This is a genomic window from Salinilacustrithrix flava, assembly GCF_041228405.1.
Lineage (GTDB): Bacteria > Actinomycetota > Acidimicrobiia > Acidimicrobiales > Salinilacustritrichaceae > Salinilacustrithrix > Salinilacustrithrix flava.
Map to the genome: position 1 here is coordinate 3,224,232 of NZ_CP133888.1, position 23,884 is coordinate 3,248,115.

24 protein-coding genes are annotated in these 23,884 nt (G+C 72.8%); 17 read left to right on the forward strand and 7 right to left on the reverse strand.

Going from position 1 to position 23,884, the window contains the following annotated elements; translation table 11 throughout:
* The first annotated feature begins 2 nt into the window (after window positions 1-2).
* Window positions 3-2,252, forward strand: a complete 2,250-nt coding sequence (locus tag RGQ06_RS15820) for a RelA/SpoT family protein (protein WP_432429508.1) — start codon at window positions 3-5, stop codon at window positions 2,250-2,252.
* A gap of 27 nt (window positions 2,253-2,279) precedes the next feature.
* On the opposite strand, the gene RGQ06_RS15825 is transcribed toward RGQ06_RS15820, so the two are convergent.
* Genes RGQ06_RS15825 through RGQ06_RS15850 form a run of 6 tightly spaced genes read right to left on the reverse strand, consistent with a single transcriptional unit; the run spans window position 2,280 to window position 4,809 of the window.
* Complete coding sequence (locus tag RGQ06_RS15825) at window positions 2,280-2,852, reverse strand: hypothetical protein (RefSeq protein WP_432429507.1); 573 nt, start codon at window positions 2,850-2,852, stop codon at window positions 2,280-2,282.
* Window position 2,853: 1 nt separating this feature from the next.
* Window positions 2,854-3,402 carry a DUF6286 domain-containing protein gene (locus RGQ06_RS15830; RefSeq protein WP_432429506.1) on the reverse strand — a complete coding sequence of 183 codons (549 nt, stop codon included), beginning with the start codon at window positions 3,400-3,402 and terminating at the stop codon, window positions 2,854-2,856.
* Window positions 3,399-3,758, reverse strand: coding sequence for an Asp23/Gls24 family envelope stress response protein (locus RGQ06_RS15835; RefSeq protein WP_432429505.1), 360 nt, complete (start codon window positions 3,756-3,758; stop codon window positions 3,399-3,401). Before RGQ06_RS15835 ends, RGQ06_RS15830 begins: the two co-directional genes overlap by 4 nt.
* A gap of 3 nt (window positions 3,759-3,761) precedes the next feature.
* Window positions 3,762-4,238: an Asp23/Gls24 family envelope stress response protein gene (locus tag RGQ06_RS15840; RefSeq protein WP_432429504.1), complete on the reverse strand. Its 477-nt coding sequence runs from the start codon at window positions 4,236-4,238 to the stop codon at window positions 3,762-3,764.
* 53 nt (window positions 4,239-4,291) lie between these two features.
* Entirely contained in the window at window positions 4,292-4,474 is a 183-nt protein-coding gene (locus tag RGQ06_RS15845; protein ID WP_432429503.1) for a hypothetical protein, read from the reverse strand.
* A 17-nt stretch (window positions 4,475-4,491) separates the two neighbouring features.
* The gene (locus RGQ06_RS15850; RefSeq protein ID WP_432429502.1) at window positions 4,492-4,809 is read right to left on the reverse strand and encodes a J domain-containing protein; all 318 of its coding nucleotides are present in this window, start codon (window positions 4,807-4,809) and stop codon (window positions 4,492-4,494) included.
* 161 nt (window positions 4,810-4,970) lie between these two features.
* Between RGQ06_RS15850 and hisS the strand changes: the two genes are divergently transcribed.
* Together hisS and aspS are read left to right on the forward strand one after the other, a co-directional pair.
* Window positions 4,971-6,254, forward strand: coding sequence for a histidine--tRNA ligase (gene hisS / locus RGQ06_RS15855; RefSeq protein ID WP_432429501.1), 1,284 nt, complete (start codon window positions 4,971-4,973; stop codon window positions 6,252-6,254).
* Window positions 6,251-8,026, forward strand: coding sequence for an aspartate--tRNA ligase (gene aspS / locus RGQ06_RS15860; protein ID WP_432429500.1), 1,776 nt, complete (start codon window positions 6,251-6,253; stop codon window positions 8,024-8,026). The genes hisS and aspS overlap by 4 nt, the downstream gene beginning before the upstream one ends.
* A gap of 62 nt (window positions 8,027-8,088) precedes the next feature.
* Here the strand turns inward: aspS and RGQ06_RS15865 are convergent, their stop codons facing one another.
* On the reverse strand, window positions 8,089-8,829 hold the full coding sequence (locus RGQ06_RS15865) for a hypothetical protein (RefSeq protein ID WP_432429499.1): 741 nt from the start codon (window positions 8,827-8,829) through the stop codon (window positions 8,089-8,091).
* Between the two features lie 46 nt (window positions 8,830-8,875).
* Between RGQ06_RS15865 and RGQ06_RS15870 the strand changes: the two genes are divergently transcribed.
* The 14 genes from RGQ06_RS15870 to RGQ06_RS15935 all read left to right on the forward strand — a co-directional run bounded on the left by RGQ06_RS15870 (window position 8,876) and on the right by RGQ06_RS15935 (window position 23,837).
* Window positions 8,876-9,925 (forward strand): Glu/Leu/Phe/Val dehydrogenase dimerization domain-containing protein, encoded by a 1,050-nt coding sequence (locus tag RGQ06_RS15870; RefSeq protein ID WP_432429498.1) that lies wholly within the window; start codon window positions 8,876-8,878, stop codon window positions 9,923-9,925.
* Window positions 9,922-11,256: a replication-associated recombination protein A gene (locus tag RGQ06_RS15875; RefSeq protein WP_432429497.1), complete on the forward strand. Its 1,335-nt coding sequence runs from the start codon at window positions 9,922-9,924 to the stop codon at window positions 11,254-11,256. The genes RGQ06_RS15870 and RGQ06_RS15875 overlap by 4 nt, the downstream gene beginning before the upstream one ends.
* Before the next feature lie 24 nt (window positions 11,257-11,280).
* On the forward strand, window positions 11,281-13,878 hold the full coding sequence (gene alaS, locus RGQ06_RS15880) for an alanine--tRNA ligase (protein ID WP_432429496.1): 2,598 nt from the start codon (window positions 11,281-11,283) through the stop codon (window positions 13,876-13,878).
* A 7-nt stretch (window positions 13,879-13,885) separates the two neighbouring features.
* Window positions 13,886-14,320, forward strand: coding sequence for a Holliday junction resolvase RuvX (gene ruvX, locus RGQ06_RS15885; protein WP_432429495.1), 435 nt, complete (start codon window positions 13,886-13,888; stop codon window positions 14,318-14,320).
* Entirely contained in the window at window positions 14,317-15,492 is a 1,176-nt protein-coding gene (mltG, locus tag RGQ06_RS15890) for an endolytic transglycosylase MltG (RefSeq protein ID WP_432429494.1), read from the forward strand. Before ruvX ends, mltG begins: the two co-directional genes overlap by 4 nt.
* On the forward strand, window positions 15,489-16,307 hold the full coding sequence (locus tag RGQ06_RS15895) for a shikimate dehydrogenase (protein WP_432429493.1): 819 nt from the start codon (window positions 15,489-15,491) through the stop codon (window positions 16,305-16,307). The genes mltG and RGQ06_RS15895 overlap by 4 nt, the downstream gene beginning before the upstream one ends.
* Window positions 16,308-16,396: 89 nt before the next feature.
* Window positions 16,397-17,488, forward strand: coding sequence for a DUF4388 domain-containing protein (locus tag RGQ06_RS15900; RefSeq protein WP_432429492.1), 1,092 nt, complete (start codon window positions 16,397-16,399; stop codon window positions 17,486-17,488).
* Window positions 17,489-17,573: 85 nt separating this feature from the next.
* Window positions 17,574-18,365 (forward strand): prepilin peptidase, encoded by a 792-nt coding sequence (locus RGQ06_RS15905; protein WP_432429491.1) that lies wholly within the window; start codon window positions 17,574-17,576, stop codon window positions 18,363-18,365.
* Window positions 18,366-18,429: 64 nt separating this feature from the next.
* Window positions 18,430-19,602, forward strand: a complete 1,173-nt coding sequence (gene aroC, locus RGQ06_RS15910) for a chorismate synthase (protein ID WP_432429490.1) — start codon at window positions 18,430-18,432, stop codon at window positions 19,600-19,602.
* Between the two features lie 7 nt (window positions 19,603-19,609).
* A complete protein-coding gene (locus RGQ06_RS15915) occupies window positions 19,610-20,614 on the forward strand; it encodes a 3-dehydroquinate synthase family protein (protein WP_432429489.1) in 1,005 nt (334 codons plus the stop codon).
* Window positions 20,611-21,717, forward strand: coding sequence for a M24 family metallopeptidase (locus RGQ06_RS15920; RefSeq protein WP_432429488.1), 1,107 nt, complete (start codon window positions 20,611-20,613; stop codon window positions 21,715-21,717). The genes RGQ06_RS15915 and RGQ06_RS15920 overlap by 4 nt, the downstream gene beginning before the upstream one ends.
* A gap of 50 nt (window positions 21,718-21,767) precedes the next feature.
* Window positions 21,768-22,331 carry an elongation factor P gene (gene efp / locus RGQ06_RS15925; RefSeq protein ID WP_432429487.1) on the forward strand — a complete coding sequence of 188 codons (564 nt, stop codon included), beginning with the start codon at window positions 21,768-21,770 and terminating at the stop codon, window positions 22,329-22,331.
* A complete protein-coding gene (nusB, locus tag RGQ06_RS15930) occupies window positions 22,328-23,374 on the forward strand; it encodes a transcription antitermination factor NusB (protein WP_432429486.1) in 1,047 nt (348 codons plus the stop codon). The genes efp and nusB overlap by 4 nt, the downstream gene beginning before the upstream one ends.
* The gene (locus tag RGQ06_RS15935; protein WP_432429485.1) at window positions 23,355-23,837 is read left to right on the forward strand and encodes a GNAT family N-acetyltransferase; all 483 of its coding nucleotides are present in this window, start codon (window positions 23,355-23,357) and stop codon (window positions 23,835-23,837) included. The genes nusB and RGQ06_RS15935 overlap by 20 nt, the downstream gene beginning before the upstream one ends.
* Window positions 23,838-23,884 lie beyond the last annotated feature (47 nt).

Consider the following 23,884-nt stretch of genomic DNA (forward strand, 5'->3'; position numbering starts at 1 on the left):
GGGTGCCGTCCACGGTCGATCGGGTCCTGCCCTGGCGCCGGAGCAGTCCGCCCCCGGCGGAAGAGGTCGCGCCGCTCCTGACGGCGTTCCGGGCACGGCACGGCCGCACCGCCCGCACCGACCTCATCACCCGGGCGTACCTGTCGTCGTCGGCGGCCCACCACGGCCAGCTGCGCCAGACCGGCGAGGCCTACATCCACCACCCGATCGCGGTGGCCAAGATCGTGGCCGACCTCGGCCTCGACGACGTCACCATCGCGGCGGCGCTGCTCCACGACGCGGTCGAGGACACCGCCATGTCGCTGGCCGACGTCGAGGAGGAGTTCGGCGCCGAGGTGGCTGCCATCGTCGACGGCGTCACCAAGCTCGACCGGATCCACTTCGACACCAAGGAGCAGCAGCAGGCCGCCACGGTGCGCAAGATGATCGTGGCCATGTCCAAGGACCTGCGGGTCCTGATCATCAAGCTCGCCGACCGCCTCCACAACATGCGGACCATCGCCGGCATGGCGCACTTCAAGCAGGAGCGCACCGCCCGCGAGACCCTCGACATCTACGCCCCCCTGGCCCACCGGCTCGGCATGCAGGAGGTGCGCCAGCAGCTCGAGGACCTCAGCTTCGCCGCCCTGCACCCGAAGCGCTTCGCCGAGATCGACCACATGGTCTCGACCCGCACGCCCGAGCGCGACCTGTACCTGCACCAGGTGATCCACCAGGTCGAGGAGCGCCTCGAGGAGCTGCGGCTCACGGCCGAGGTCACCGGTCGGCCGAAGCACATGTGGAGCATCTACGAGAAGATGGTCGTCAAGGGGCGGGACTTCGACGACATCTTCGACCTGGTCGCCATCCGGGTCGTGGTGGACTCGGTGAAGGACTGCTACGCCGCCCTCGGCTCCATCCACGCCACGTGGAAGCCGGTGCCGGGGCGGTTCAAGGACTACATCGCGATGCCCAAGTTCAACCTGTACCAGTCGTTGCACACGACGGTGGTCGGACCGCAGGGCAAGCCGCTGGAGGTGCAGATCCGCACCCGGGAGATGCACGCCCGCGCCGAGCGGGGCGTGGCCGCCCACTGGCAGTACAAGTCGAGCACCGGGCCCCAGGAGCGCAGCCACGACGACGACCTGGCCTGGCTGTCGCGCATCGTGGACTGGCAGGAGGAGTCCACCGATCCCGACGAGTTCATGAAGAACCTGAAGGTGGACCTCGAACAGGACGAGGTCTTCGCCTTCACCCCGAAGGGTCGGGTCATCACGCTGCCGAAGGGCGCCACGCCGATCGACTTCGCCTACACGGTCCACACCGAGGTCGGGCACACCTGCATCGGCGCCAAGGTGAACGGCCGCCTCGTCCCGCTCCACAGCGAGCTGAGCTCGGGCGACACGGTCGAGGTCGTCACCTCCAAGGTCGAGGGCGCCGGGCCGTCGCGCGACTGGCTGCAGGTGGTGGTCAGCCCCCGGGCCCGCAACAAGATCCGCCAGTGGTTCTCACGCGAGCGGCGCGAGGACGCGATCGAGACCGGTCGGGAGGACCTGGTCAAGGCGCTGCGGCGGGAGAACGTGCCGATCAAGACCGAGCCGGTCACCGCTGCGCTCCAGGACATCGCCAACCAGGCCAACTACGCCGACCTGGACTCGCTGTACGCCGCCATCGGCGAGCACCACCTCTCGGCCAAGTCCGTGGCCGGCCGGGTCGTCAAGGCGCTCCAGGACACCGACGCCGTCGAGCCGGAGCAGCTGGCCACCAACCTGGTCCACGACCGTCGGAGCCGCTCCCGGGCCCGGAAGTCCAAGACCGGCGTGCACGTCGAGGGCCTCGACGACGTCATGGTCCGGCTGTCGCGGTGCTGCACGCCGGTGCCCGGTGACGAGATCGTCGGCTTCATCACCCGCGGGCGCGGCGTGTCGGTCCACCGCGCCGACTGCGCCAACGCGGTGTCCCTCGGCACCGGGCAACGGGACAGGCTCATCGACGTCGAGTGGGACGGCGACTCCGCAGGTGTGTACGTCGCCTCCATCGAGGTCAAGGCCCTCGACCGCTCCCGCCTGCTGTTCGACGTCACCTCGGCCCTGTCGGACCACCACGTGAACATCCTGGCGTCGTCGACCACCACCGGCAGCGACCGCGTGTCGACCATGCGCTTCGAGTTCGAGCTCGGCGACCCCGCCCACCTCGACTCGGCCATCTCCAGCATCCGGGCCATCGACTCCGTCTACGACGCCTACCGGGTCGTGCCGGGCAAGGGCGGCTGAGCAGCCCGGTTCGCCGGGCACCGCTCCTCAGACGACGCGGGATTCGTCCCGACCGGCGAAGTCGATGCGGATGCGGGCGGCCACGTCGGACGCGCTGAGGCTCTGCGCTCCCCGCTGGAGTGCGTGCTCGGCGTCGCCGAGCACGCGGTCGGGGTCGGCGGCGCGGTCGACGGTGAGCCGCACCCGCATCGCAGGCTCCTGGCCCATGGACCGGATGCGCACCCGGGCCGAGCGGACCCCGTCGACCGTCTCCAGGTCGTTCTCCATGGCCTGGGCCACGGCCACGGGCTCGAGGGTCGTGCGCCCCCGGCGGTCGGCGGCGACGGTGACGGTCGACAGGTGGGGGCCACCGGGGCGGCTGGCGAACTGCTTGAACAGCCACAGCAGCGCGAACGCCAGGACGAGCCCGCTCACGCCGAGCACGACGGCGTACCAGAGGTCCGGATCGGCGACCACCTCGGCGCGCGCGTCGTCGTAGAGGGTGGCAGGGGAGTCCAGGTCGTCGAAGGCACCCTCGCCCGCGGCGAGGCCGAGCGCCCCGGCCCCGGCGAGGACCAGGCCCAGGAGGAGGAGCAAGAAGCGGTTGAAGCCGTCGATCACGTCAGATCACCCGATCATCGGTGTGGACCGCGTCGACCCGCACCCGTTGCTTCTTGGCCAGCCGCAGTCGGTCGATCTCCTCGCGGACCGCTGCTCGCACCGACTGCTCGGCAGGCTTCGGATCCGCACCGTCGGGGATGCGCGCCGTCACCTTGGTCTTGCGCTTCGCGACCTTGGCCTTGCCGCCGAGCACACCGTCCTCGTCGACCACGAGGTCGCGCAGCCGCTCGTTCAGCCCGCTGCGCCCGAACCGCACCTCGCGCTCGCCGTCGGCCCGCTTGCGGTCGAGCGTGGTCGTGCGGTGGGGGATGAGCTGCAGCGCGACGAGGAGCAGGCCCACGCCGAGGACGATCGCGGAGGCGATGGTCCAGGCATCCGCGCTCCATGTGCGCCAGTCACCCGTGGTGAGGCGCTGCTCCCACTCGTCGATCGGCAGCAGCACGGGGCTCTCGCCGATGCGGATGCCGACCGCTTCGGCGATGACGATGCCGGCCGTGGCCGCCAGCGCGAGGGCGACCACGAGGGCGAGGAAGCGGCGCAGCAGGGTCATGGGGCTCCTGGGTGGTCGAGCTCGGCGTGATCGTCGACGATGTCGGCGACGTGGACGTGGACGTCGGGTTCGGCAGCGCTGTCGAGCCCGGCGGCGACCCGGGACCGGACCTCGTCACCGATGTCGGGGAGGGGCCGACCGAAGCGCACGACCAGGCGCAGGTGCACCTGGGTGCGTCCGTCGCGATCGACCTCCACCCGGACGCCGGGGACGCGGTCGCCGAGCCCGTAGGTCGCGAACTCGCCGGCGAGCCCGGCGTCGAGGTCCACGACGTCGTCGTGCGATCTCGCCGCGTCCGCGACGACCCGGGCGACGTCCACAGGCGACGGCGGCCGCGGATCGGCGTCGGCGGGCATCGGCTACTCGACCCGACCGGTGTTCTGGTCCTGGTCGCCGCCCGGGAAGGCGAGGTCGTTCACGGCGATGTTCACCTCGACGACCTCGAGCCCCGTCATGGTCTCGATGCGGTCGATGACGTTCTGGCGCACGGCACCGGTCACGTCCATGATCGACGCCGGGTAGCGGATGGTCATCGACAGGTCGACGGCTGCCTGCTTGGTGCCGACCTCGACGCCGACGCCGGCGGTCTTGTGCTCGTCACCCCGGATGCGGCCGACGACGCTGCTGAGCGCACCGGAGATGGCGCCGCCCAGGGACTCGACGCCTTCGACCTCGCGTGCGGCGATGGCGGCGATCTTGCCGACGACGTCCTCGGAGATCGAGGTCACGCCCTTGTCGGTCTCGAGGCGGGCGAGGGAGCCGCTGGCGCCGCCGCCGGTCGAGGGACGGTCCTTGCTCTGGTTCTGCATGCTGGTGCTGGTGCTGGTGTCGGTCATTGGACGCTCCTTGTGTGGTGGGCTGGGAAGTGGCTTGGATCTCGTGGGAGGGATCAGGCGTCGCGGTCCTGGCGCAGCACGTCTCGGACGTTGATGCCTTGTTCGATCACGATGCCGAGGAGCAGCCCCACAGCGCCGAGGCCGAGCGTGAGCAGGGCGCCGTCGAGGCCGGTGAAGGCCCAGACGCCGCCGACGGCGAGGCCGACGATGATCCAGAAGCGGAGGTTGCTTTGCATGAGGGAACCTTTCGGGCTCAACGGACGCGGGTGGGACGGCGGAGGAGTCGGAGTCGGGTGAGGAGGGCGGTGACGCGGTCTCGGCGGGTGGCTGCGGGGACGACCACGACGCGGCGCTCGGCGTCCATCCCGCGGGACCGGTCGGCTCGGAGGCAGCGGCGGGCGTCCAGGAGCAGCTGGGCCCGACCGGCATCGCCACCCCGATCCGGGTGGGAGGCGCGCATGGCGAGCCGGAAGGCTCGCTCGATCTCCTGCGGGGATGCCTCGGGCGTCACGGCCAGGATCGCTCTCGCTCGATGCGGTGTCATCGCCGCGGCCTGGTACGTGGATCCCACGTCTGCTCGGTACCCGGGAGATCGGTCTTCATGCGGGGAACCACGGATTCCGCGCCGGGGAACCGCCCAGCGTGGGAGCATCACCGCGAACGTCGTGCTCCAGTCCTGGTGGCCGGAAGCCAACTCGGTGGTCCGGGGGGCAGCCACTACCCTCAGCCGCCGTGTCCACGCCCGCCTTCTCCGCTCCGATCGGCACGCGCGACGTGCTCGCGCCGGAGTCGGCTCGGTGGATCGCGCTCCTCGCCACCTTCGGCGAGATCGCCCAGCGCTACGGCTACGGGATGATCCACACGCCGATGTTCGAGGACCTCGGCGTGTTCCAGCGCATGGGCGCCGCCACCGACGTCGTCACCAAGGAGATGTACGACTTCGAGGACAAGGGCGGCCGGCGCATCGCGCTGCGGCCCGAGGGCACGGCCAGCGTCGTGCGCGCGTTCGTCGAGCACCGTCCCCTGGTGCCCTGGAAGGCCTGGTACGTCACGCCCGCGTTCCGGTACGAGAAGCCCCAGAAGGGCCGCTACCGCCAGCACCACCAGGTCGGCGTCGAGGTGCTCGGCGTCGATGACCCGGACGTGGACGTCGAGGTCATCGCGCTGGCCGAACGCTACTTGCGCACGCTCGGCGCGTCTCGCTACCTGCTGATCATCAACTCCATGGGCGACGCCGAGGACCGGGCGAACTACATGGAGATCCTGCGCGCCTACCTCGCCGACGTGCGCGACCAGCTCGCCGAGGAGGATCGCGAGAAGGTCGAGCGCAACCCGATGCGCGTGCTGGACTCCAAGCGCCGCGAGACGATGCAGGCCACGGCCGACGCCCCTCGCATCTCCGACGTGCTGTCAGCCGAGAGCGTCGACCGATTCGAACGGGTCCAAGCCGGGCTCCGAGCGCTCGACATCGAGTTCGCCATCGACCAGCGCCTCGTGCGTGGGCTCGACTACTACACCCACACCCTGTTCGAGTTCCAGAGCACGGCGCTCGACGCGGCCCAGTCCACCATCATCGGGGGCGGCCGCTACAACGGCCTCGTCGAGGCGCTCGGCGGGCCCGAGACCCCCGGCATCGGCTTCGGGTCGGGGATCGAGCGCGTCCTGCTGCACCTCGACGCCGAGGAGGCGTTCCCCACCCCGGACACCGGCGTCGACGTCTTCGTGATCGACACCACCGGCGGCCACCACGCGCGCGACATCGCCGAAGCCCTGCGCGATCGCGGCCTCTCTGCCGACCGGGCCTGGGACGGCCGGTCCATGCGGGCCCAGATGAAGGCCGCCGACCGCTCCGGTGCCGAGCTCGCTGTCATCGTCGGCGCCGACGAAGCCAAGGCCGGCCACGCCATCGTGCGCGACCTGCGCGGCGATCGGGGCCAGCGCTCCGTCGCCCGCCCCGACCTCGTCGACGAGGTCGTCGCCCTCCTCGCCCCCGATCCACAAGTGGAGACCCCGTGACCGAGATCCTCTCGACCGGCCCAGCCGTCGGCCTGCGCACCCACTGGTGCGGTGAGCTGCGCGCCAGCGACATCGGCGCCACCGTCTCGCTCTGCGGGTGGGTGGAGAACCGGCGCGAGCACGGCGAGCAGCTCGCCTTCATCGACCTGCGCGACCGCACCGGCATCACCCAGTGCGTCGTGGCCAAGGCCCACGACCTGCGCAGCGAGTACGTGCTGCGCATCACCGGCACCGTGCAGGCCCGGTTCGAGGGCGCCACCAACGACAAGCTCGACACCGGCGAGATCGAGCTGCAGGACTGCACCGTCGAGGTGCTGTCCACCTCCGAGCCGGCGCCCTTCCCGATCCACGAGCGCACCGAGGTGGACGAGACCATCCGCCTGCGCCACCGCTACCTCGACCTGCGCCGGGCCCGCCTGCAGAAGAACCTCCAGGTGCGCACCATCGTCAACGCCGCCATCCGACGCACGTTCATCGACAACGGCTTCGTCGAGGTCGAGACGCCGATGCTCATCGCGTCCACGCCCGAAGGCGCCCGCGACTTCGTCGTGCCGTCCCGCCTCCACCCGGGCAGCTTCTACGCCCTGCCCCAGTCACCCCAGCTGTACAAGCAGCTCTGCATGGTGGGCGGCGTCGACCGGTACTTCCAGATCGCCCGCTGCCTCCGCGACGAGGACCTGCGCGCCGACCGCCAGTTCGAGTTCACCCAGCTCGACATGGAGTGCTCCTTCGTCGGCCAGGAGGAGGTGCTCGACTTCGTCACCCAGTCGGTGCGCGCCGCGGTCAGCGACATCACGGGAGAGGACATCGGCGACGTCCCGCGGATGACGTGGGAGGAGGCCATGGAGCGCTACGGCTCGGACAAGCCCGACACCCGCTTCGGCATGGAGCTGGTCGAGCTGACCGAGGTGTTCGCCGACACCGAGGCCAACGTCTTCAAGGCCCCGTGCGTCAAGGGCATCCGCCTCGAGGGCGGCGCCGAGCTCACCCGCAAGCAGATCGACGGCCTCGTGGACCGGGCCAAGCTGTGGGGCGCCAAGGGCCTGGCGTGGATGCGCGTCGTCGCCGGCGAGCGCCAGGCGCCCGCCCTCGAGGGCGGGGTGGCCAAGTTCCTGTCCGAGACCGAGTCGGCGGCCACGATCACCGCCCTCGACGCCGCGCCGGGCGACATGGTGTTCCTGGTCGCCGACGAGCGTCCGGTCGCCCGCCACGTCCTCGGCCTGCTGCGGGTCGACCTCGGCAAGCCGCCGATGGACGAGGGGAGCCTCGAGTTCCTGTGGGTCACCGACTTCCCGATGTTCGACGACGAGCTCGGGCCCGACGGCCGTCCCCAGGCCATGCACCACCCGTTCACGATGCCCAACGCCGAGGACCTCGAGGCCGGCCTCATCGAGTCCGACCCCACGAAGGTCCGCTCGGTCGCCTACGACCTGGTGTGCAACGGCTGGGAGCTCGGCTCCGGCAGCGTCCGTATCCACCGCAGCGACGTCCAGCAGCGGGTGTTCGACGCGCTCGGCATCGCGCAGGAGGAGGCCCAGGAGAAGTTCGGCTTCCTCCTCGACGCCTTCCGCTTCGGCCCGCCGCCGCACGCCGGATTCGCCTACGGCATCGACCGGCTCGTGGCGCTCCTCGCCGGGGAGACCAACATCCGCGAGGTCATCGCGTTCCCCAAGACCCAGAAGGGGGCCGACCCCCTCACCGACGCACCGAGCGAGCTCGAGCCCCGGGTGCTCGAGGAGCTCGGCCTGCGGGTCCTGCCCCGCCTGGACTGAGTGTCGCCTCCGGCGACCTCGAGTTGCTCGCCAGGGGCTCGCAACATCGCCGACAGCACGGGTCAGGCTTCTTCGAGGCCGTCGAGGAACGAGCACAGGGCGCGGCGGGCGCGCTCGCGCTGGTCGGCCAGGGTCTTGCGGCCGGCCACGGTGCCGACGGCGCCGAGCGCCCCGGCCACAGGCAACGAGATGAAAACCAGCTCGGGCTGCTGCGTGAGCACGGCTGCCGCCACGCCCAGCACCGGAGTGACCGCGGCGGGGACGACCACGACCCCGGTGCGCAGCCCGCGTCGCATGTCGTCGAAGACCACCTCGAGGCGGACCAGGCTCCGGCCCTCGCCGCAGTCGACGACGGAGACCTCGACCGCGTCGACGTCGCCGAGGCGGACCCGACGGGCGGTGCGGGCATCCACCTTGCGCCGGAGCTTGGCGCCGAGGTCGTCCCGGGGTCGCCACACCTCGGCGGTGCCCTGGCGCTCGTCGCGGTGGAGGAGCTGGCTGCGCAGCCAGTGGATGACGTGCCCGCGGGACTCGGGCACGGTCCGCGGGACGACCCGGGTCTCCAGCACCCGGGAGGGGCCGAGCAGTCCACCCCGGGCATCGCTGTGGACCAGGATGCCGGCGTCGTGCTCGGCCAGCGCCAGCTCCACGGCGCCGCGCGCGATGCCGACCTCCGACGCCGCCTCGGTCAGGGCGCGGCGGTCGTAGCCGCCGTGGGCGGGGACCGGGCGGTCCTGCGCGCTGATCTCGGCGGCCCGGCGGAGGACCTCGTCGGCCGCGAGCGGGTCCAGCGGCTCGGTCATCGGGCGCCCTCGGTCACCGCACCATCCTGCCCGTAGCCTCGGCGCCGTGCAGGTCCACCACCTCCGCTCGGTCGACGGCGAGATCGTGTTCGACATGGATCCCGAGGTCGTGACGCCCGCGGCGGGCGGCACCCGCATGGCCGAGGACGTCACCGTGGACGAGCTGGCGCTGCTGGCCCGGGCCATGACCTACAAGCTCGCCGTGTTCGAGGCCCGCATGGGCGGCGCCAAAGCCGGCATCCGGCCTCGCCTCCTCGACAGCCGGGCCGAGACGCTCGCCCGGTACTGCGAGGAGATCCAGCCGATGGTGGACGAGGGTCGGTTCTTCACCGGCGCCGACCTCGGCACCACCACGGCCGACTTCGCCGGGTTCGGGGACGACACGCCCGCGGTGCTCCGGGAGGTCATCGACGGCGTCGGCTTCGAGGAGCTGGTCACCGGGCGGGGCGTGGTCGCCGCGGCGGCGGCGTGGCTCGGCACGCTCGAAGGCCGCACGGTCGCGGTCGAGGGCTTCGGCAAGGTCGGCCACGGCGTGGCCCGGGAGGTCGTCCGCCGGGGCGGCCGGGTGGTGGCGGTGTCGACCCTGCGGGGCGCGGTCGCCAAGGCGGGCGGGTTCGACGTCGACGAGCTGGTGGCGGCCCGCGCCGAGCACGGCGAGTCCTTCGTCCACCACCTCGGACTCGACGTCCACCTGCCCCGCGAGCTCCACGAGCTGCGGGTCGACGTGCTCGTCCCCGGTGCCCGGGTGGGCGTGTACGACGCGGCGCTTGCGGCGCGGGTCCAGGCCGAGGTGATCGCGCCCGCCGCGAACGTGCCCTACACCGTGGCCGGGCTGGCCGAGCTGCGGGCGAGGCGGATCGCCGCGCTGCCCGACTTCGTGTGCAACGGGGGTGCGGTGCTGGCCTACCGCTCCTCGGCGGCGCTCACGGCCACCGAGGTGCTCGCCCGGGTCGACCGGGAGATCGGCGACCGCATCGAGGCCGCCCGCCTGGCCAAGATGGATCCGATCCGTCACGCCGCCCTGCTGGCCGAGACCTTCCTGACCACGTGGGTGCCGGCCGACCAGCGCCCCGACGGCCCGGCGGTGGCCCCGTGAGCGATGACCTCTTCGCCGCGGCGGCATCGGAGCGCCTCGAGTCCCGCCAGCCCCTCGCCGCCCGCCTGCGCCCCCGCTCCCTCGACGACATCGTCGGCCAGGAGCACCTGCTCGGCCCCGGCAAGCCGCTGCGGTCGCTCGTCGAGCGCGACCGGCTGTCCTCGGCCCTGCTCTGGGGCCCGCCCGGCACGGGCAAGACGACGCTGGCCCGGGCCGTGGCCGCCCACACCGAGAAGGTGTTCGTCCAGCTCTCGGCGGTGACGGCCACGGTGAAGGACGTGCGGGAGACGATCGCCCAGGCCCGGCACCGGCTCGGCGAGCAGGGGCGCGGCACGATCCTGTTCCTCGACGAGATCCACCGGTTCAACAAGGCCCAGCAGGACGCGCTGCTGCCGGCGGTCGAGGAGGGCCTCGTCGTCCTGATCGGGGCCACCACCGAGAACCCGTACTTCGAGGTGAACGCGCCGCTCCGCAGCCGCTCCACCCTGTTCCGGCTCGAGCCCCTCACCACCGACGCGGTGCGCACCCTGCTCGGCAACGGGCTCGGGGCCGAGGGGGCGACGGCCACCGACGAGGCGATCGAGCACCTGGCCGAGCGGGCCAACGGGGACGGCCGCCAGGCCCTCACCGCCCTCGAGGTCGCCGTCGCGCTCGCCACGGCCCGCACCGAGGCCGGCGAGGGGACCGACGGGACTGGCCGGACCGGGGTCACGGTCACGCTGGCCGACGCCGAGGCCGCGCTCGGGACCAACGCCCTGCGCTACGGCGTCGACGACCACTACGACGTGGTCTCGGCCTTCATCAAGTCGATCCGGGGCAGCGACGCCGACGCCGGGCTGTACTGGCTGGCCCGGATGGTCGAGGCCGGCGAGGACGCCCGGTTCATCGCGAGGCGTCTGGTGATCCTGGCCTCGGAGGACATCGGGATGGCCGACCCGACGAGCCTGCTGGTGGCCAACGCGGCGGCGCACGCCGTGGAGTTCGTGGGGCTCCCCGAGGCCGGGCACAACCTCGCGCAGGCGGTCGTGCACCTGTCGTCCGCTCCCAAGTCGAACCGGGTCGCCAAGGCCTGGTGGGCGGCGCAGTCCGACGTGCGGGACCAGCCGGCGGGAGAGGTGCCGGCCCACCTCCGCGATGCCCACTACCAGGGGGCCGGCGCCATCGGTCACGGCCGGGGCTACCGCTACCCCCACGACGACCCGAGGGGATGGGTCGAACAGGAGCACCGGCCCGCGGGCGTGGCCGACCGGACCTACTACGAACCCTCCGAGCACGGGGCCGAGGCCGAGGTCGCCCGGCGCCAGCGGGAGCGAACGCCTCGGGGCGGCTGACCCTCCACGGATAGGCTCGGCGAGGTGAGAGCAGACGAACTCCGCCGCGCCTGGACACAGTTCTTCGTCGAGCGCGGCCACACGTCGGTGCCCTCCGCGGGTCTCATCCCGCACCACCCGTCGGCCCCGATGTTCGTCAACTCCGGGATGATGCCCTTCGTCCCGTACTTCCTCGGGGAGGAGGCGCCGCCGTTCGACCCGGCCCGGGCCGTCTCGGTGCAGCGCTGCGTCCGCGCCGGGGGCAAGCACAACGACCTCGACGCCATCGGCCGCTCCCGCCGGCACCTGAGCTTCTTCGAGATGCTCGGCAACTTCAGCTTCGGCGACTACTTCAAGGAAGACGCCATCCCGTGGGCGTGGGAGTTCGTCACCGAGGTGCTCGGCCTCGACGGCGACCGCATGTGGATCACGGTCCACACCTCCGACGACGAGGCCGAGGACATCTGGGCCGACTCTGTCGGCTTCCCGCGCGAGCGGATCCAGCGCCTCGACAAGGACAACTTCTGGGAGATGGGCGACACCGGCCCGTGCGGCCCGTCCTCGGAGCTGTTCTGGGACTTCGGCCCCGACGAGGGCCCCGACGGCGGCCCGGCGAACCCGGCGGCCGAGGAGCGCTACGTCGAGTTCTGGAACCTGGTGTTCCCCCAGTACTTCCGCCAGCCCGACGGCTCCCTGCGCGACCTCGACGCCCCCGGCATCGACACCGGCGCCGGCCTCGAGCGCATCCTCGGCGTGCTGGCCGACTCGCCCTCGCTCTACGCGGCCGACACCCTCTCGGTGCTCACCGACCGAGCCCAGGAGGTCACCGGCGCCCGCTTCGGCGGCGACCGCCTCCACGACATCGCCCTGCGGCTGATCGCCGACCACACCCGCACCGTGGCCTTCCTGGTCGCCGACGGCGTCATGCCCTCCAACGAGGATCGCGGCTACGTGCTGCGCCGCGTCCTGCGCCGGGCCGTGTACTTCTCCTACATGCTCGGCGTCGAGAAGCCGGTGCTGCCGCCGATGATCGAGACCTGCGTCGAGCTGATGGGGGAGGCCTACCCCGAGCTCGCCGAGAGCGCGGACAGCGTGCTCACCATCGTCAGCCGCGAGGAGGACCGCTTCCGACGGACCCTGCGCACCGGCTCCACGATGCTCGACAGCCACATCGCCACCATCCCCGAAGGCGGCACGGTCGACGGAACCGTCGCGTTCACCCTGCACGACACCCACGGCTTCCCGTTCGAGGTCACCCAGGAGATCGCGGCCGAGCGCGGCTACGACGTGGACGAGGACGCGTTCCGCAAGGCCATGGCCGACCAGCGGGCCCGGGCCAAGGCGGCAGCCAAGGGGGGCGGCGTGGCCGTCGGCGACGAGGTCGACGCCTTCCGCGCCGTGCTCGACGCCAGCGGACCCACCGAGTTCGTCGGCCGCGAGGTCGACAGCACCACCACCACGGTCGTCGGGGTCGTCCCCGGCGCCGAGGGCACCGTGTCGATCTTCCTGGAAGCCACGCCCTTCTACGCCGAGTCCGGCGGCCAGGTCGGCGACACCGGCGAGATCACCGCCGACGGCGCCCGTGCCGAGGTGCTCGACACCGTCTACGCCCTGCCCGGCCTGCACCGCCACGTCGCGCGGGTCACCGAGGGTGCCTTCGAGGTCGGCGACGAGGTCACCGCCAGCATCGACAGCGAGCGGCGGGCCGCCATCAAGCGCCACCACACCGGCACCCACATCCTGCACTGGGCGCTGCGCAAGGTGCTCGGCGACCACGTCAAGCAGCAGGGCTCGATCGTGCTGCCCGACCGGCTGCGCTTCGACTTCAGCCACTTCGAGGCCGTGACCCCCGAGCAGATCGCCGAGATCGAGGACCTCGCCAACCACGAGATCCTGGCCAACCCCGAGGCTCGCCACTACGAGACATCCATGGAGGAGGCCCGGGCCCTCGGCGCCATCGCGTTCTTCGGTGACAAGTACGGCGAGCGGGTGCGGGTGCTGGAAGCCGGCCCGAACTCCATCGAGCTGTGCGGCGGCACCCACGTGTCCCGACTCGGCGACATCGGCCCGGTGAAGATCGTGAGCGAGACCTCCATCGGATCGAACCTGCGCCGCATCGAGGCGGTCGCCGGCACCGGGCCGGTGGAGCGCCTGCGCGAGCGCGAGGCAGAGCTGGCCGACGTCGCGGCCCGCGCCGGCGTGCCGGTGGGCGAGGTCGTCGACGGCGTCGGACGCCTGCGCGATCAGCTCAAGGCGGCCCAGGACGAGGTCAAGGCCCTGAAGAAGCAGCTCGCCGGCGCTGCTGCCGGCAACCTCGCCGAACAGGCGGTCGACGGCATCGTGGTCGCCCGCGTGGACGGCGCCGAGCGCAACGACCTGCGCGAGCTGGCGCTCAGCCTGCGGGACAGCCCCGGGGTGCGCGCCGTGGTCATCGGCGGGGCACCCGAAGGGGGCGGCGCCGCCCTGGTCGCGGCCACCACCGAGGACTCCGGCATCGACGCCGGCACCCTCGTCGCCGACGCCACCCGCGCCATCAAGGGCGGCGGCGGCAAGGACCCGCGCCTGGTGGTCGCCGGCGGCAAGGATCCCGGGGGGCTCGACGAGGCCCTCGACCTGGTCCGCGCCGCGGCCGGCATCGCCTGAGACCGCGGTGCGCGCCCTGGCCCTCGACCTCGGATCCAAGCGGGTCGGCATCGCCCTGTCCTCGGGCACGCTCGCCACGCCGTACGAGGTGCTGGCGCGCTCGGGCGACCGGCGCCGGGACCACCGCGCCATCGCCGCGCACGTCGCCGAGACCGGCGCCGAGGTCGTGGTGGTGGGCCTGCCGCTCTCCCTCGACGGCTCGGTCGGCCACGCCGCCCGGCGGGTCCTCGACGAGTGCGGTCAGCTCGCCGAGGTGCTCGACGTGCCGGTCGAGACCTGGGACGAGCGCCTGTCCACCGTCACCGCCGAGCGATCGCTGGACGCGCAGCAGCTGCGCGGCCCGGCCCGGCGCCGGGTCGTGGACAAGGTCGCCGCCGCCGTCATCCTGCAGGCCTGGCTCGACGCCCGGCCTGCCGAGCACGCAGCAGAGGAGCCGTCGTGACCGACGATTGGACGAGGGATCACGATCCCGCCGCCGACTGGGACACCGCCACGGTGCACGACCACGAAGGCGACTACGTGGAGGAGCAGTGGGCGGAAGGGGAGTGGGACGACTGGCACCCCCCGTCCCACACCGGTCGCAAGCTGTTCATCGCGTTCCTCGTGCTGCTCGCCCTGCTCGCCGCCGGCGCGTTCGTGGCCTGGAACCAGATCCAGGAGCGCATCGACCCGCCCGGCCCACCCGGCGCCACCGTCGAGCTCGAGATCCCCGCCGGGTCCACCACCGAGGACATCGGCGCGCTGCTCGTCGACAACGACATCATCACGTCGTCCACCATCTGGGACTACTGGACGCGCCTGGAGGGCGTCGGCCCGTTCCAGGCCGGCTTCTACGAGTTCCAGCAGAACTCGTCGTTCGACGAGGCCGTCGCCGTCCTCGACGGCGGACCCCGCCCGCCCCAGCTCGAGCGGATCACCATCCCCGAGGGACTCACCGTCTCCGAGATCCTGCCGCGCCTCGCCGATCCCGACACCGGGGTGGAGCGCTGGTCGCTCGAGGCGCTGCAGGCCGCGCTCGACTCGGGCGAGATCCGCAGCCAGTACCAGCCCGAGGGCGTGACCTCCTACGAGGGCCTGCTGTTCCCGGACACCTACGAGATCGACGAGGACGTGGACGAGGCCGGCTTCCTCCGTCGCCTCGTGGCCGAGACCGATGCCCGCCTCACGGCGCTCGACGTCGAGGCCCGCGCCGCCGCGCTCGGCCGCACGCCCTACGAGATCCTCGTCATCGCCTCGCTGATCGAGGAGGAGACCCGGGTCCCGGAGGAGCGGGCGATGGTCGCCCGGGTGGTCTACAACCGCCTGGAGCAGGGCATCCCGCTCGGCATCGACGCCACCAGCCGGTACGAGGCCGAGATCAGCGGCCGGGACCGCGAGGACCTCGACTTCGAGTCCGACTCGCCCTACAACACCCGCCGGGTCGCCGGGATCCCCCCGACGCCGATCGCCGCGCCGGGCCAGGCGTCGCTCGAAGGTGCCCTCAACCCCGCGGAGGGGAACTGGATCTACTACGTGCTCCAGGACGAGCAGGGCAACCACTTCTTCACCGACTCCTTCGCCGAGTTCAACCAGGCCAAGGCCGAGTGCGCCCGCCTCGGTCTGGGGTGCGGGTGACCCGGACGCCCACCGGCGCCACCCAGCTGGCCGGGGTCATCGGCTGGCCGGTGCGCCACTCGCGCTCACCGGACATCCACAACGCCGCCTACGAGGCCCTGGGCCTCGACTGGGTCTACGTGGCGCTGCCGGTCCCGCCCGGCGAGGTGCCCGCTGCGCTGCGCGGGATGCGGGCGCTCGGGATCGAGGGGCTGTCGGTGACGATGCCCCACAAGGGCGCCGTCGCGGCCGAGGTCGACGCGCTCACCGCGGACGCCGCCGCGCTCGGCGCCGTCAACAGCGTGCGCCGTGACGGCGACCGGCTGATAGGGGACAACACGGACGGTGGCGGCTTCGTGGACTCCCTGGTCGAAGCCGGCGTGGATCCGTCCGGGCGGCGGTGCGTGGTCCTCGGAGCCGGAGGCGCGGCTCGGGCCGTGGTGCGCTCCCTCGCGACCGCCGGTGCGGCCCAGGTGACGGTCGTGAACCGGGACCCGGGTCGGGCGGCCACCGCCGCCGCGCTGGCCGGAGCCGTCGGCGCCGTCGGCTCCGCCTCGGACCTCGGCACCGCTGACCTGCTCGTCCAGGCCACCCCCGTGGGCATGGGCGACGACGCCACCCTGGCCGCCGACCCGGACCTGCTCCCCGCCGGCGCCGTGGTCGCCGACCTCGTGTACCACCCGCTCGTCACCCCGCTCCTGGACGCGGCCCGGACCCGCGGCCTCACGACCGTCGACGGCCTCGGGATGCTCGTCCACCAGGCGGCCCGGCAGCTCCGGGCCTGGACGGGGTGCGACGCACCGATCGACGTGATGCGGGCGGCAGCGACGGGCTGAGGGCAGGACCGTCGGGATTCCCGCTACAGGACGGGCCCGATCGCGCCGAAGGAACCAGGAGCGAAGCCCAGCCTCTGAAGGAGATCGTCGTGGCGCTGTCCGGGACCCTCGAGACGTTCAGCCTGCCGGATGTCCTCCGGCTCCTCTCGAGCACGAAGAAGACCGGCCTGCTGGCCCTCGACGGGGACCGCGGTCGCGGCCGGATCTGGGTGCGCGACGGGGCGATCGTCGGCGCTGATGCCGACCGTGCCGTCGAGGACGCGGTGGAGGGCGTGGCCCTCGAGCTGCTCCGCTTCGTCGACGCCCGCTTCGAGTTCGACTCCGGCGCCGAGCCCGGTGCCGACGGCGAGCCCCGTCCCGTGGACGACGTGCTGGCCGAGGCCGAGTCCCGTCTGGCGGAGTGGCGCGAGATCGAGGCGATCGTGCCGTCGCTCGACGTGTGGGTCCGCATGGTCACCGAGCTCGATGGCGAGCGCACCGTGGCCCCGAACCAGTGGCGGGTCCTCGCCCAGGTGGGCACCGGCGCCGATGGTCACGTCCTCGCGGATCGCCTGGGCCAGGGCGAGTACGACGTGTGCCGCCAGCTGCGCGACCTGATCGAGATCGGGTTGGTCGAGCTCGACGAGGCCCCGGTCACCGCCGCTCCCGCCGTGCTCGACGCGCCGTCCACCGACGCCGTCGATGCTGGTGCATCGTGGTCCGCCCCGTCCGAGGAGCCCACGTTCGTGGAGCCGGCGCTGGATCAGGATGCGGTCAGCTCCCTCGGCGCCGACCTGGCGTCCTTCGTCGCTGTCGGCACCGTCGAGCAGCCCCCTGCCGAGCCCGACGCCGCCGAGATCGCCGAGCCCGCCGACACCGCCGAGCTCGAGCAGCCCGAGCAGCCCGAGCAGATCGAGCAGATCGAGCAGATCGAGGCCATCGAGGAGCCGGCGGACGAGCCCGACACCGTCGAGGACGAGCCCGTCACCGCACCGGCCCACCTCGAGGTCGAGGTCGAGGACGAAGACGTCCTCTCCCAGCTGTCCCAGCTCAGCCCGAAGGCGGCCGCGGCCGTCGAGGCCACGTGGGACACCGACGCCGAGCCGGCCGAACCCCAGGCGACCGAGCCCGCGCCGGAGCCGGGCCGCGACGAGATCGACCAGAACCTGCTGCTGCGCTTCCTGTCCTCGACCAAGCACTGATCCCGGGCACTGATCCCGACCCTGGTCCCGGTTCGGTCGGCGGCCTCACCGTCGTCGGCGCCGGCCGAACCTAGGGTGCCCCGCCGTGGACCTCGTCGCCCTCGTGCTCGCCGGGATCGCCGGCCTCCTCGTCGGGTCGTTCGCCAACCGGCTGATCGTCCGCGAGCCGGGCTACGTCGTCACCGACCCGAAGGACCTCCCGGAGGGGGCAGACGAGTCCCTGCTGGACGAGCTCGAACCCGTGCCCACCGACCTGCCACCGGTGCCCGTGCTCGCCGTCGTGCGGCCCGGGTCGTGGTGGCGGCGCTGGTTCCCGGTCACCGAGGTGGTCATGGCCGCGGCCTTCGCGGCCACGGTCGCCGAGCTGGGCTGGTCGGCGCCGACGGCGGCGATCCTGTTCCTGGTCGCCGCGCTGGTCACCCTCGCCGCCGTGGACCTGCGGGTGTACCGGATCCCCGATCGCATCAACTTCCCGTCGATGGCGATCGGCTTCGGCGCCATCGTCGTGGCCTCCCTGGTCGCCGGTGCGCCCGGCACGATCGTCGGGGCCGCCATCGGCGGCTTCCTGTACGCGTCGATGCTGTTCCTCGCCCACCTCATCTCCCCCCGGGGCATGGGCTGGGGCGACGTGAAGCTGGCCTGGCTCATGGGCTTCTACCTGGGGTGGCGGGGCCACGAGCCCGGGGGCGTGCTCGACCTGGTGGTGGGGCCGCTGCGGGCCGTGCTCCTCGGCGCCGCGCTCGGCTCCATCCTCGGCGTGCTGAGCGGCGGGGCGTACGCGATCGCCCGGCGCTCGACCAAGGTGGTGTTCCCCTACGGCCCGTCGCTCGCGGCCGGGTGCACGATCGCCGTCGTGTGGGGCATCACGCCCCTCTGAACCGGGCGGGCCCGAGCACCATGTGCTTCGTGCCCCGGCCGGCACCGGCTCTACGCTCCCGGCCGTGCTGCGCTACCTGACCGCCGGTGAATCGCACGGGGCCGCCCTCGTCGTGATCGTCGAGGGGCTCCCCGCCGGCCTGCCCATCGAGGTGGAGGAGGTGCAGGGCGAGCTGGCCCGCCGCCGCCTCGGCTACGGCCGCGGCCCCCGCATGCGCTTCGAGCAGGACGAGGTCACCCTCGTCGGCGGCGTCCGCCACGGCCGCACCCTCGGGTCGCCGGTCGCCATCGAGATCGCCAACACGGAGTGGACCCGCAGCGACAAGTGGCACGAGGAGATGTCGCCCGCACCCGGCGCCACCAAGAACCCGGCGACCCAGCCCCGGCCCGGCCACGCCGACCTGGCCGGCATGCAGAAGTACGGCTTCGACGACGCCCGGGACGTCCTCGAGCGGGCCTCCGCTCGGGAGACGGCGGCCCGGGTCGCGGCCGGCACGCTGGCCAAGGCGCTGCTGTCGCACCTCGGCATCTCGGTGCTGAGCCACGTCATCCAGATGGGCCAGGCCCGGGCCGGTGCCGGCATCCGGCCCGCGCCCGCCGACCTCGGCGCCGTCGACGAGGACGAGGTCCGCTGCTTCGACCCCGCCGCCAGCGCCGCCATGGTCGAGGAGATCAAGGCCGCCGCCAAGGAGGGCGACAGCCTCGGGGGCGTGGCCGAGGTCCTCGCCTACGGCGTGCCGGTCGGGCTCGGGAGCCACGTGCACTGGGACCGCAAGATCGACGCCGCCCTGGCCCAGGCCCTCATGAGCATCCAGGCCATCAAGGGCGTGGAGATCGGCGACGGCTTCGAGGTCGCCGGCCTCCGCGGCAGCGACGCCCACGACCCCATCGGCTGGGCGCCCGACGCCCGGGACGGCCGGGGCGACTACGTGCGCGAGGGCACCCGCGCCGGCGGCGTGGAGGGCGGCATCACCACCGGCGAGCTGCTGGTGGCCCGCGCCGCCATGAAGCCGCTGGCCTCGTTGAACCGCCCCACGCTCAAGACCGTCGACGTGCGGACCAAGGAGGAGACGGTGAGCTTCAAGGAGCGCACCGACGTCACCGCGGTGCCCGCCATGGGCGTGGTCGCCGAGACGATGGTCGCCCTGGTGCTCGCCACCGAGGCGGTGCGCAAGTTCGGCGGCGACTCCCTGACCGAGCTGGTGCGCAACCACGACGCCTACGTCCAGACCCGGTGAGGCGCCGATGATCACCGTCGAGGTCCCGGTCCCTGGCCGCTCCTACCCGGCGATCGTCGGTCGCGGGGCACGGCGGGAGCTGCCCGCGCTGCTGCCGGAGGGCACCGGCCGGGTGGCCGTCGTGACCCAGCGGGGCATCGGCATGACCGCGGACCCCGGGGTCGAGCACCGGGTGTTCCACATCGAGGCCGGCGAGGACGCCAAGACGCTGCGGACCGTCGAGTACCTGTGCCGGCAGTGGGCCACGTGGGGCCTCACCCGTGCCGACTGCGTGGTGGCCATCGGCGGCGGGATGGTCACCGACGTCGCCGGCTTCGCCGCGGCCTCCTACCACCGGGGCGTGCCGGTCGTGCACGTCGCCACGACGCTGCTCGGGATGGTCGATGCGGCCATCGGCGGCAAGACCGGCGTGAACCTGCCCGAGGGCAAGAACCTCGTGGGGGCGTTCTGGCAGCCCTCGGCGGTCGTGTGCGACCTGGAGGCCCTCGACACCCTGCCGGCCCGGGAGCTGCGGGGCGGCTACGGCGAGCTGGCCAAGTACCGGTTCCTCCCCGGCGGTGAGGGCCTCGACGACCTCGACCTCGAGGAGCAGGTGGCCCAGTGCATCCGCATCAAGGCGGCCATCGTCGCCGCCGACGAGCGCGAGGGCGGGCTGCGGGCGATCCTCAACTACGGCCACACGCTGGCCCACGCCATCGAGACCGCCGGCGAGTACGACCTGCGCCACGGCGAGGCCGTCGCGGTCGGCCTGCTCTACGCCGCCGCCCTCGCCCGCCGCCTCGGTCGGATCTCCGACGAGCGCGTCGCCCTGCACCACGACATCGTGGCCCGCTACGAGCTGCCCGACCGCGTGCCCGAGGGCCTCGACGACGACAAGCTCCTCTCGCTCATGGGACGGGACAAGAAGGCGCTCGACGGCCTCACGTTCGCCCTCGACGGCGAGGACGGCGTGGAGATCGTGACGGGCGTCGATCCCGAGATCGCCCGGGCCGCGCTGGGGGACGTGCGGTGAGCCCGGCGGCGGCCCTGGCCCCGCTCGACGTCGCCGCCCGCGCCGGGCGCGTCCGGGCCGCGCTCGACGAGGCCGGGTGCGACGCCCTCGTCGTCACCGACCTCACGAACGTCCGCTGGCTCACCGGCTTCACCGGCTCCGCCGGCGTCCTCGTCGTCCGCCCGCGCGACCTCGTGCTCGTCACCGACGGCCGCTACCAGGAGCAGGCCGTCGACCAGCTCGCCGCCGCCGGCGTCACCGCCGAGGTCGAGGTCACCCGCGACACCGCGGCCCGCCTGGCGACCGTGCTCGACGGCACGGACCGGCTCGGCCTCGAAGCGGACCACGTCACGTGGTCGATCCAGCAGCAGTGGGCGCAGGCGCTGTCGTCCACGCTCGTGCCGACGGAGGGCCTGGTGCTCGGCCTGCGGGCCGTCAAGGACGACGGTGAGGTCGACCGGCTCCAGCGCGCCGCAGAGATCGCCGATGCCGCCCTCGCCGACGTCCGCCACCTGCTGCGGGAGCAGCCCACCGAGCGCGAGCTCGCCCGGGCGCTCGAGTCGGCCATGCTCGACCACGGCGCCGACGGCCCGTCGTTCGAGACCATCGTCGCCAGCGGGCCCAACGGGGCCCGCCCCCACGCCCGGCCCTCCGACCGGGTGATCGGCGCCACCGGGGAGGGTGAGCTGGTCGTGATCGACTTCGGTGCCCTCTGCGACGGCTACCACTCGGACATGACCCGCACCTTCGTGGTGGGGGAGCCCTCGGCGACGCAGGCCCGGATGCTGGAGGTCGTGCGGGCGTCGCAGGCGGCCGGGGTCGCCGCCGTCCGCGCCGGCGTGCCGGCGGTCGCGGTGGACCAGGCGTGCCGGGCCGTGATCGACGAGGCCGGCTGGTCCGACGCCTTCGTGCACGGCACGGGCCACGGCATCGGCCTGGTCATCCACGAGGAGCCCCGGTTGAGTCCCGAGTCCACCGCGCTGCTCGCCCCGGGCCACTGCGTCACGGTCGAACCGGGCGTGTACCTGCCCGAGCACGGTGGCGTCCGCATCGAGGACTCGGTCGTGGTCACCGCCGCCGGGTGCCGGCACCTCACCGCCTCGCCCTACGACCCGGCGCCGTAGCCCCGGCCGACCATTTGGCAGGTCCGCCCCCGGCGGCACACCATGTCGCCATGGCGACCGTCTCCACGAACGACCTCAAGAACGGCATGTGCCTCGACCTGCCGGAGGGTCTCGTGCAGGTCCAGGACTTCCAGCACGTGAAGCCGGGCAAGGGCGGCGCCTTCGTGCGCACCACGCTGAAGAACGTGCGCACCGGCGCCAACATCGACAGGACGTTCCGGGCGGGGGAGAAGGTCGAGCAGGCCAAGATCGACCGCTCGGAGTACCAGTACCTCTACAACGACGGGTCGAACTACGTCTTCATGGACCAGGAGACCTACGACCAGATCGAGGTCGCGCCGAGCAACCTCGGTGACGCCACCAACTACCTCGTCGAGCAGGCCACGGCCCAGCTCATGATGTACGGCGACGAGATCGTCGGCGTCGAGCTGCCCCCGTCGGTGGAGCTCACCGTGGCCGAGACCGAGCCGGGACTGCAGGGCGACCGCAGCACCGGCGGCACGAAGCCCGCGACCCTCGAGACCGGCTACGTCGTGCAGGTCCCGCTGTTCATCAACACGGGCGAGAAGCTGAAGATCGACACCCGCACCGGCCAGTACCAGTCCCGAGCGTGAGCCTGTCCAGCACCCGCCGGGAGGCGCGCGAGCGCGCCGTCGAGCTCCTCTACGAGGCCGACTCCAAGTCCGTGCACCCCGAGGACGTGGTCGCCGGCCTCCCCATCCGGCCCGATGCCTACGCGCTCGAGCTGGCCTTCGGCGTCGCCGACCACCAGACCGAGATCGACCACGTCCTGGACCGCTACGCCAACCGCTGGCCGGTGAAGCGCATGGCCGCCATGGACCGCATGGTGCTGCGCCTCGGCGTGCTGGAGCTGGCCACCCAGCTCGACGTCCCGCCCGGCGTGTGCCTGTCCGAGGCGGTGGAGCTCGGCGGCCGCTACGGCAGCACCGACGACACCCCGAAGTTCGTGAACGGCATCCTCGCCCGCGTGGCCGAGGAGGTCCGCGACGGCGATCGACCGTGGATGCCGATCGAGGTCGTGGTCTTCGACATGGACGGCGTGATCCGCCACTGGACGGCCCAGGCGATCGGTGCGTTCCAGGACGCGCACGACCTGCCGCCCGATGCGGTCGGATCCATCGCCTTCTCCGAGCCCCTGTACAGCGACGCCATGTGCGGTCGGCTCACCGCCGAGGAGTGGGCGGCCGAGATCGGCCGGCGCCTCGCCGAGGCCCACGACGGCGTCGACGCCGACGCCGGCCGCCAGATGTGGCTCGAGACCGAGTGGCGCATCGACGACGAGGTCGTCGCCATCGTGTCGGCCCTGCGCGACGCCGGCCAGCGGGTGGCGGTGTTCTCCAACGCCACCACCAAGCTCGAGGTCGACATGGGCACCATGGGCATCCACGAGCTGTTCCACGACATCTGCAACTCGTCGCTCATCGGGCTCATGAAGCCCGACGTCGCCTCGTTCGAGCACGTGGCCGACGAGGTGCTCGGCGTCGCCCCCGAGCGGCTGCTGTTCATCGACGACCGCCACGAGAACGTGGTCGGCGCCCTCGACGCCGGCTGGCACGCCGTGCAGATGCGCAGCGCGGCGGGCATCGCCGCCGTGCTCCGGCGCCTGCAGGTGCCCGGTGCTCCCGACCCCACCTGAGGGCCTGCGCCACTGGCGCCCCGAAGACGCGCCGGCCCTCGAGGCGGCCTGGGCCGACCCGGACATCGCCCGCTGGAACCCGCCGCCCGACCATCTCGACGCCGCCGCCTGGATCGCCGGCGCCGAGCAGCGCTGGGAGCATCGCCTCGCCCTCGACCTGGTGATCGTGCCCGGCGTCGCCGGCGAGGTGGGCCTGTCGTCGTTCACCACGGACCCGGCCCGGGCCGAGCTGGGCGTGTGGGTCGCCGCACCGCACCGCCGCACCGGGGTCGCCCGCCGGGCGGTCGAGGCGGTCGCGGCGTGGGCGCTCGACCCCGCCGGGCTCGCCCTCGACCAGCTGTGGGCCCGCACGGACCCGGCCAACACCGCGGCCGGGGCGCTGTTCGACCGGTTGGGATGGGACCGGCTCGGGAGCTCGGGCGGGATGGCGATCTGGTCGGCCACGACGGCGGTGCTACGTTGACCTCCTGACCGTGAAGCGGGTCCCGTGAGGCCCGGACGGACAGGAAG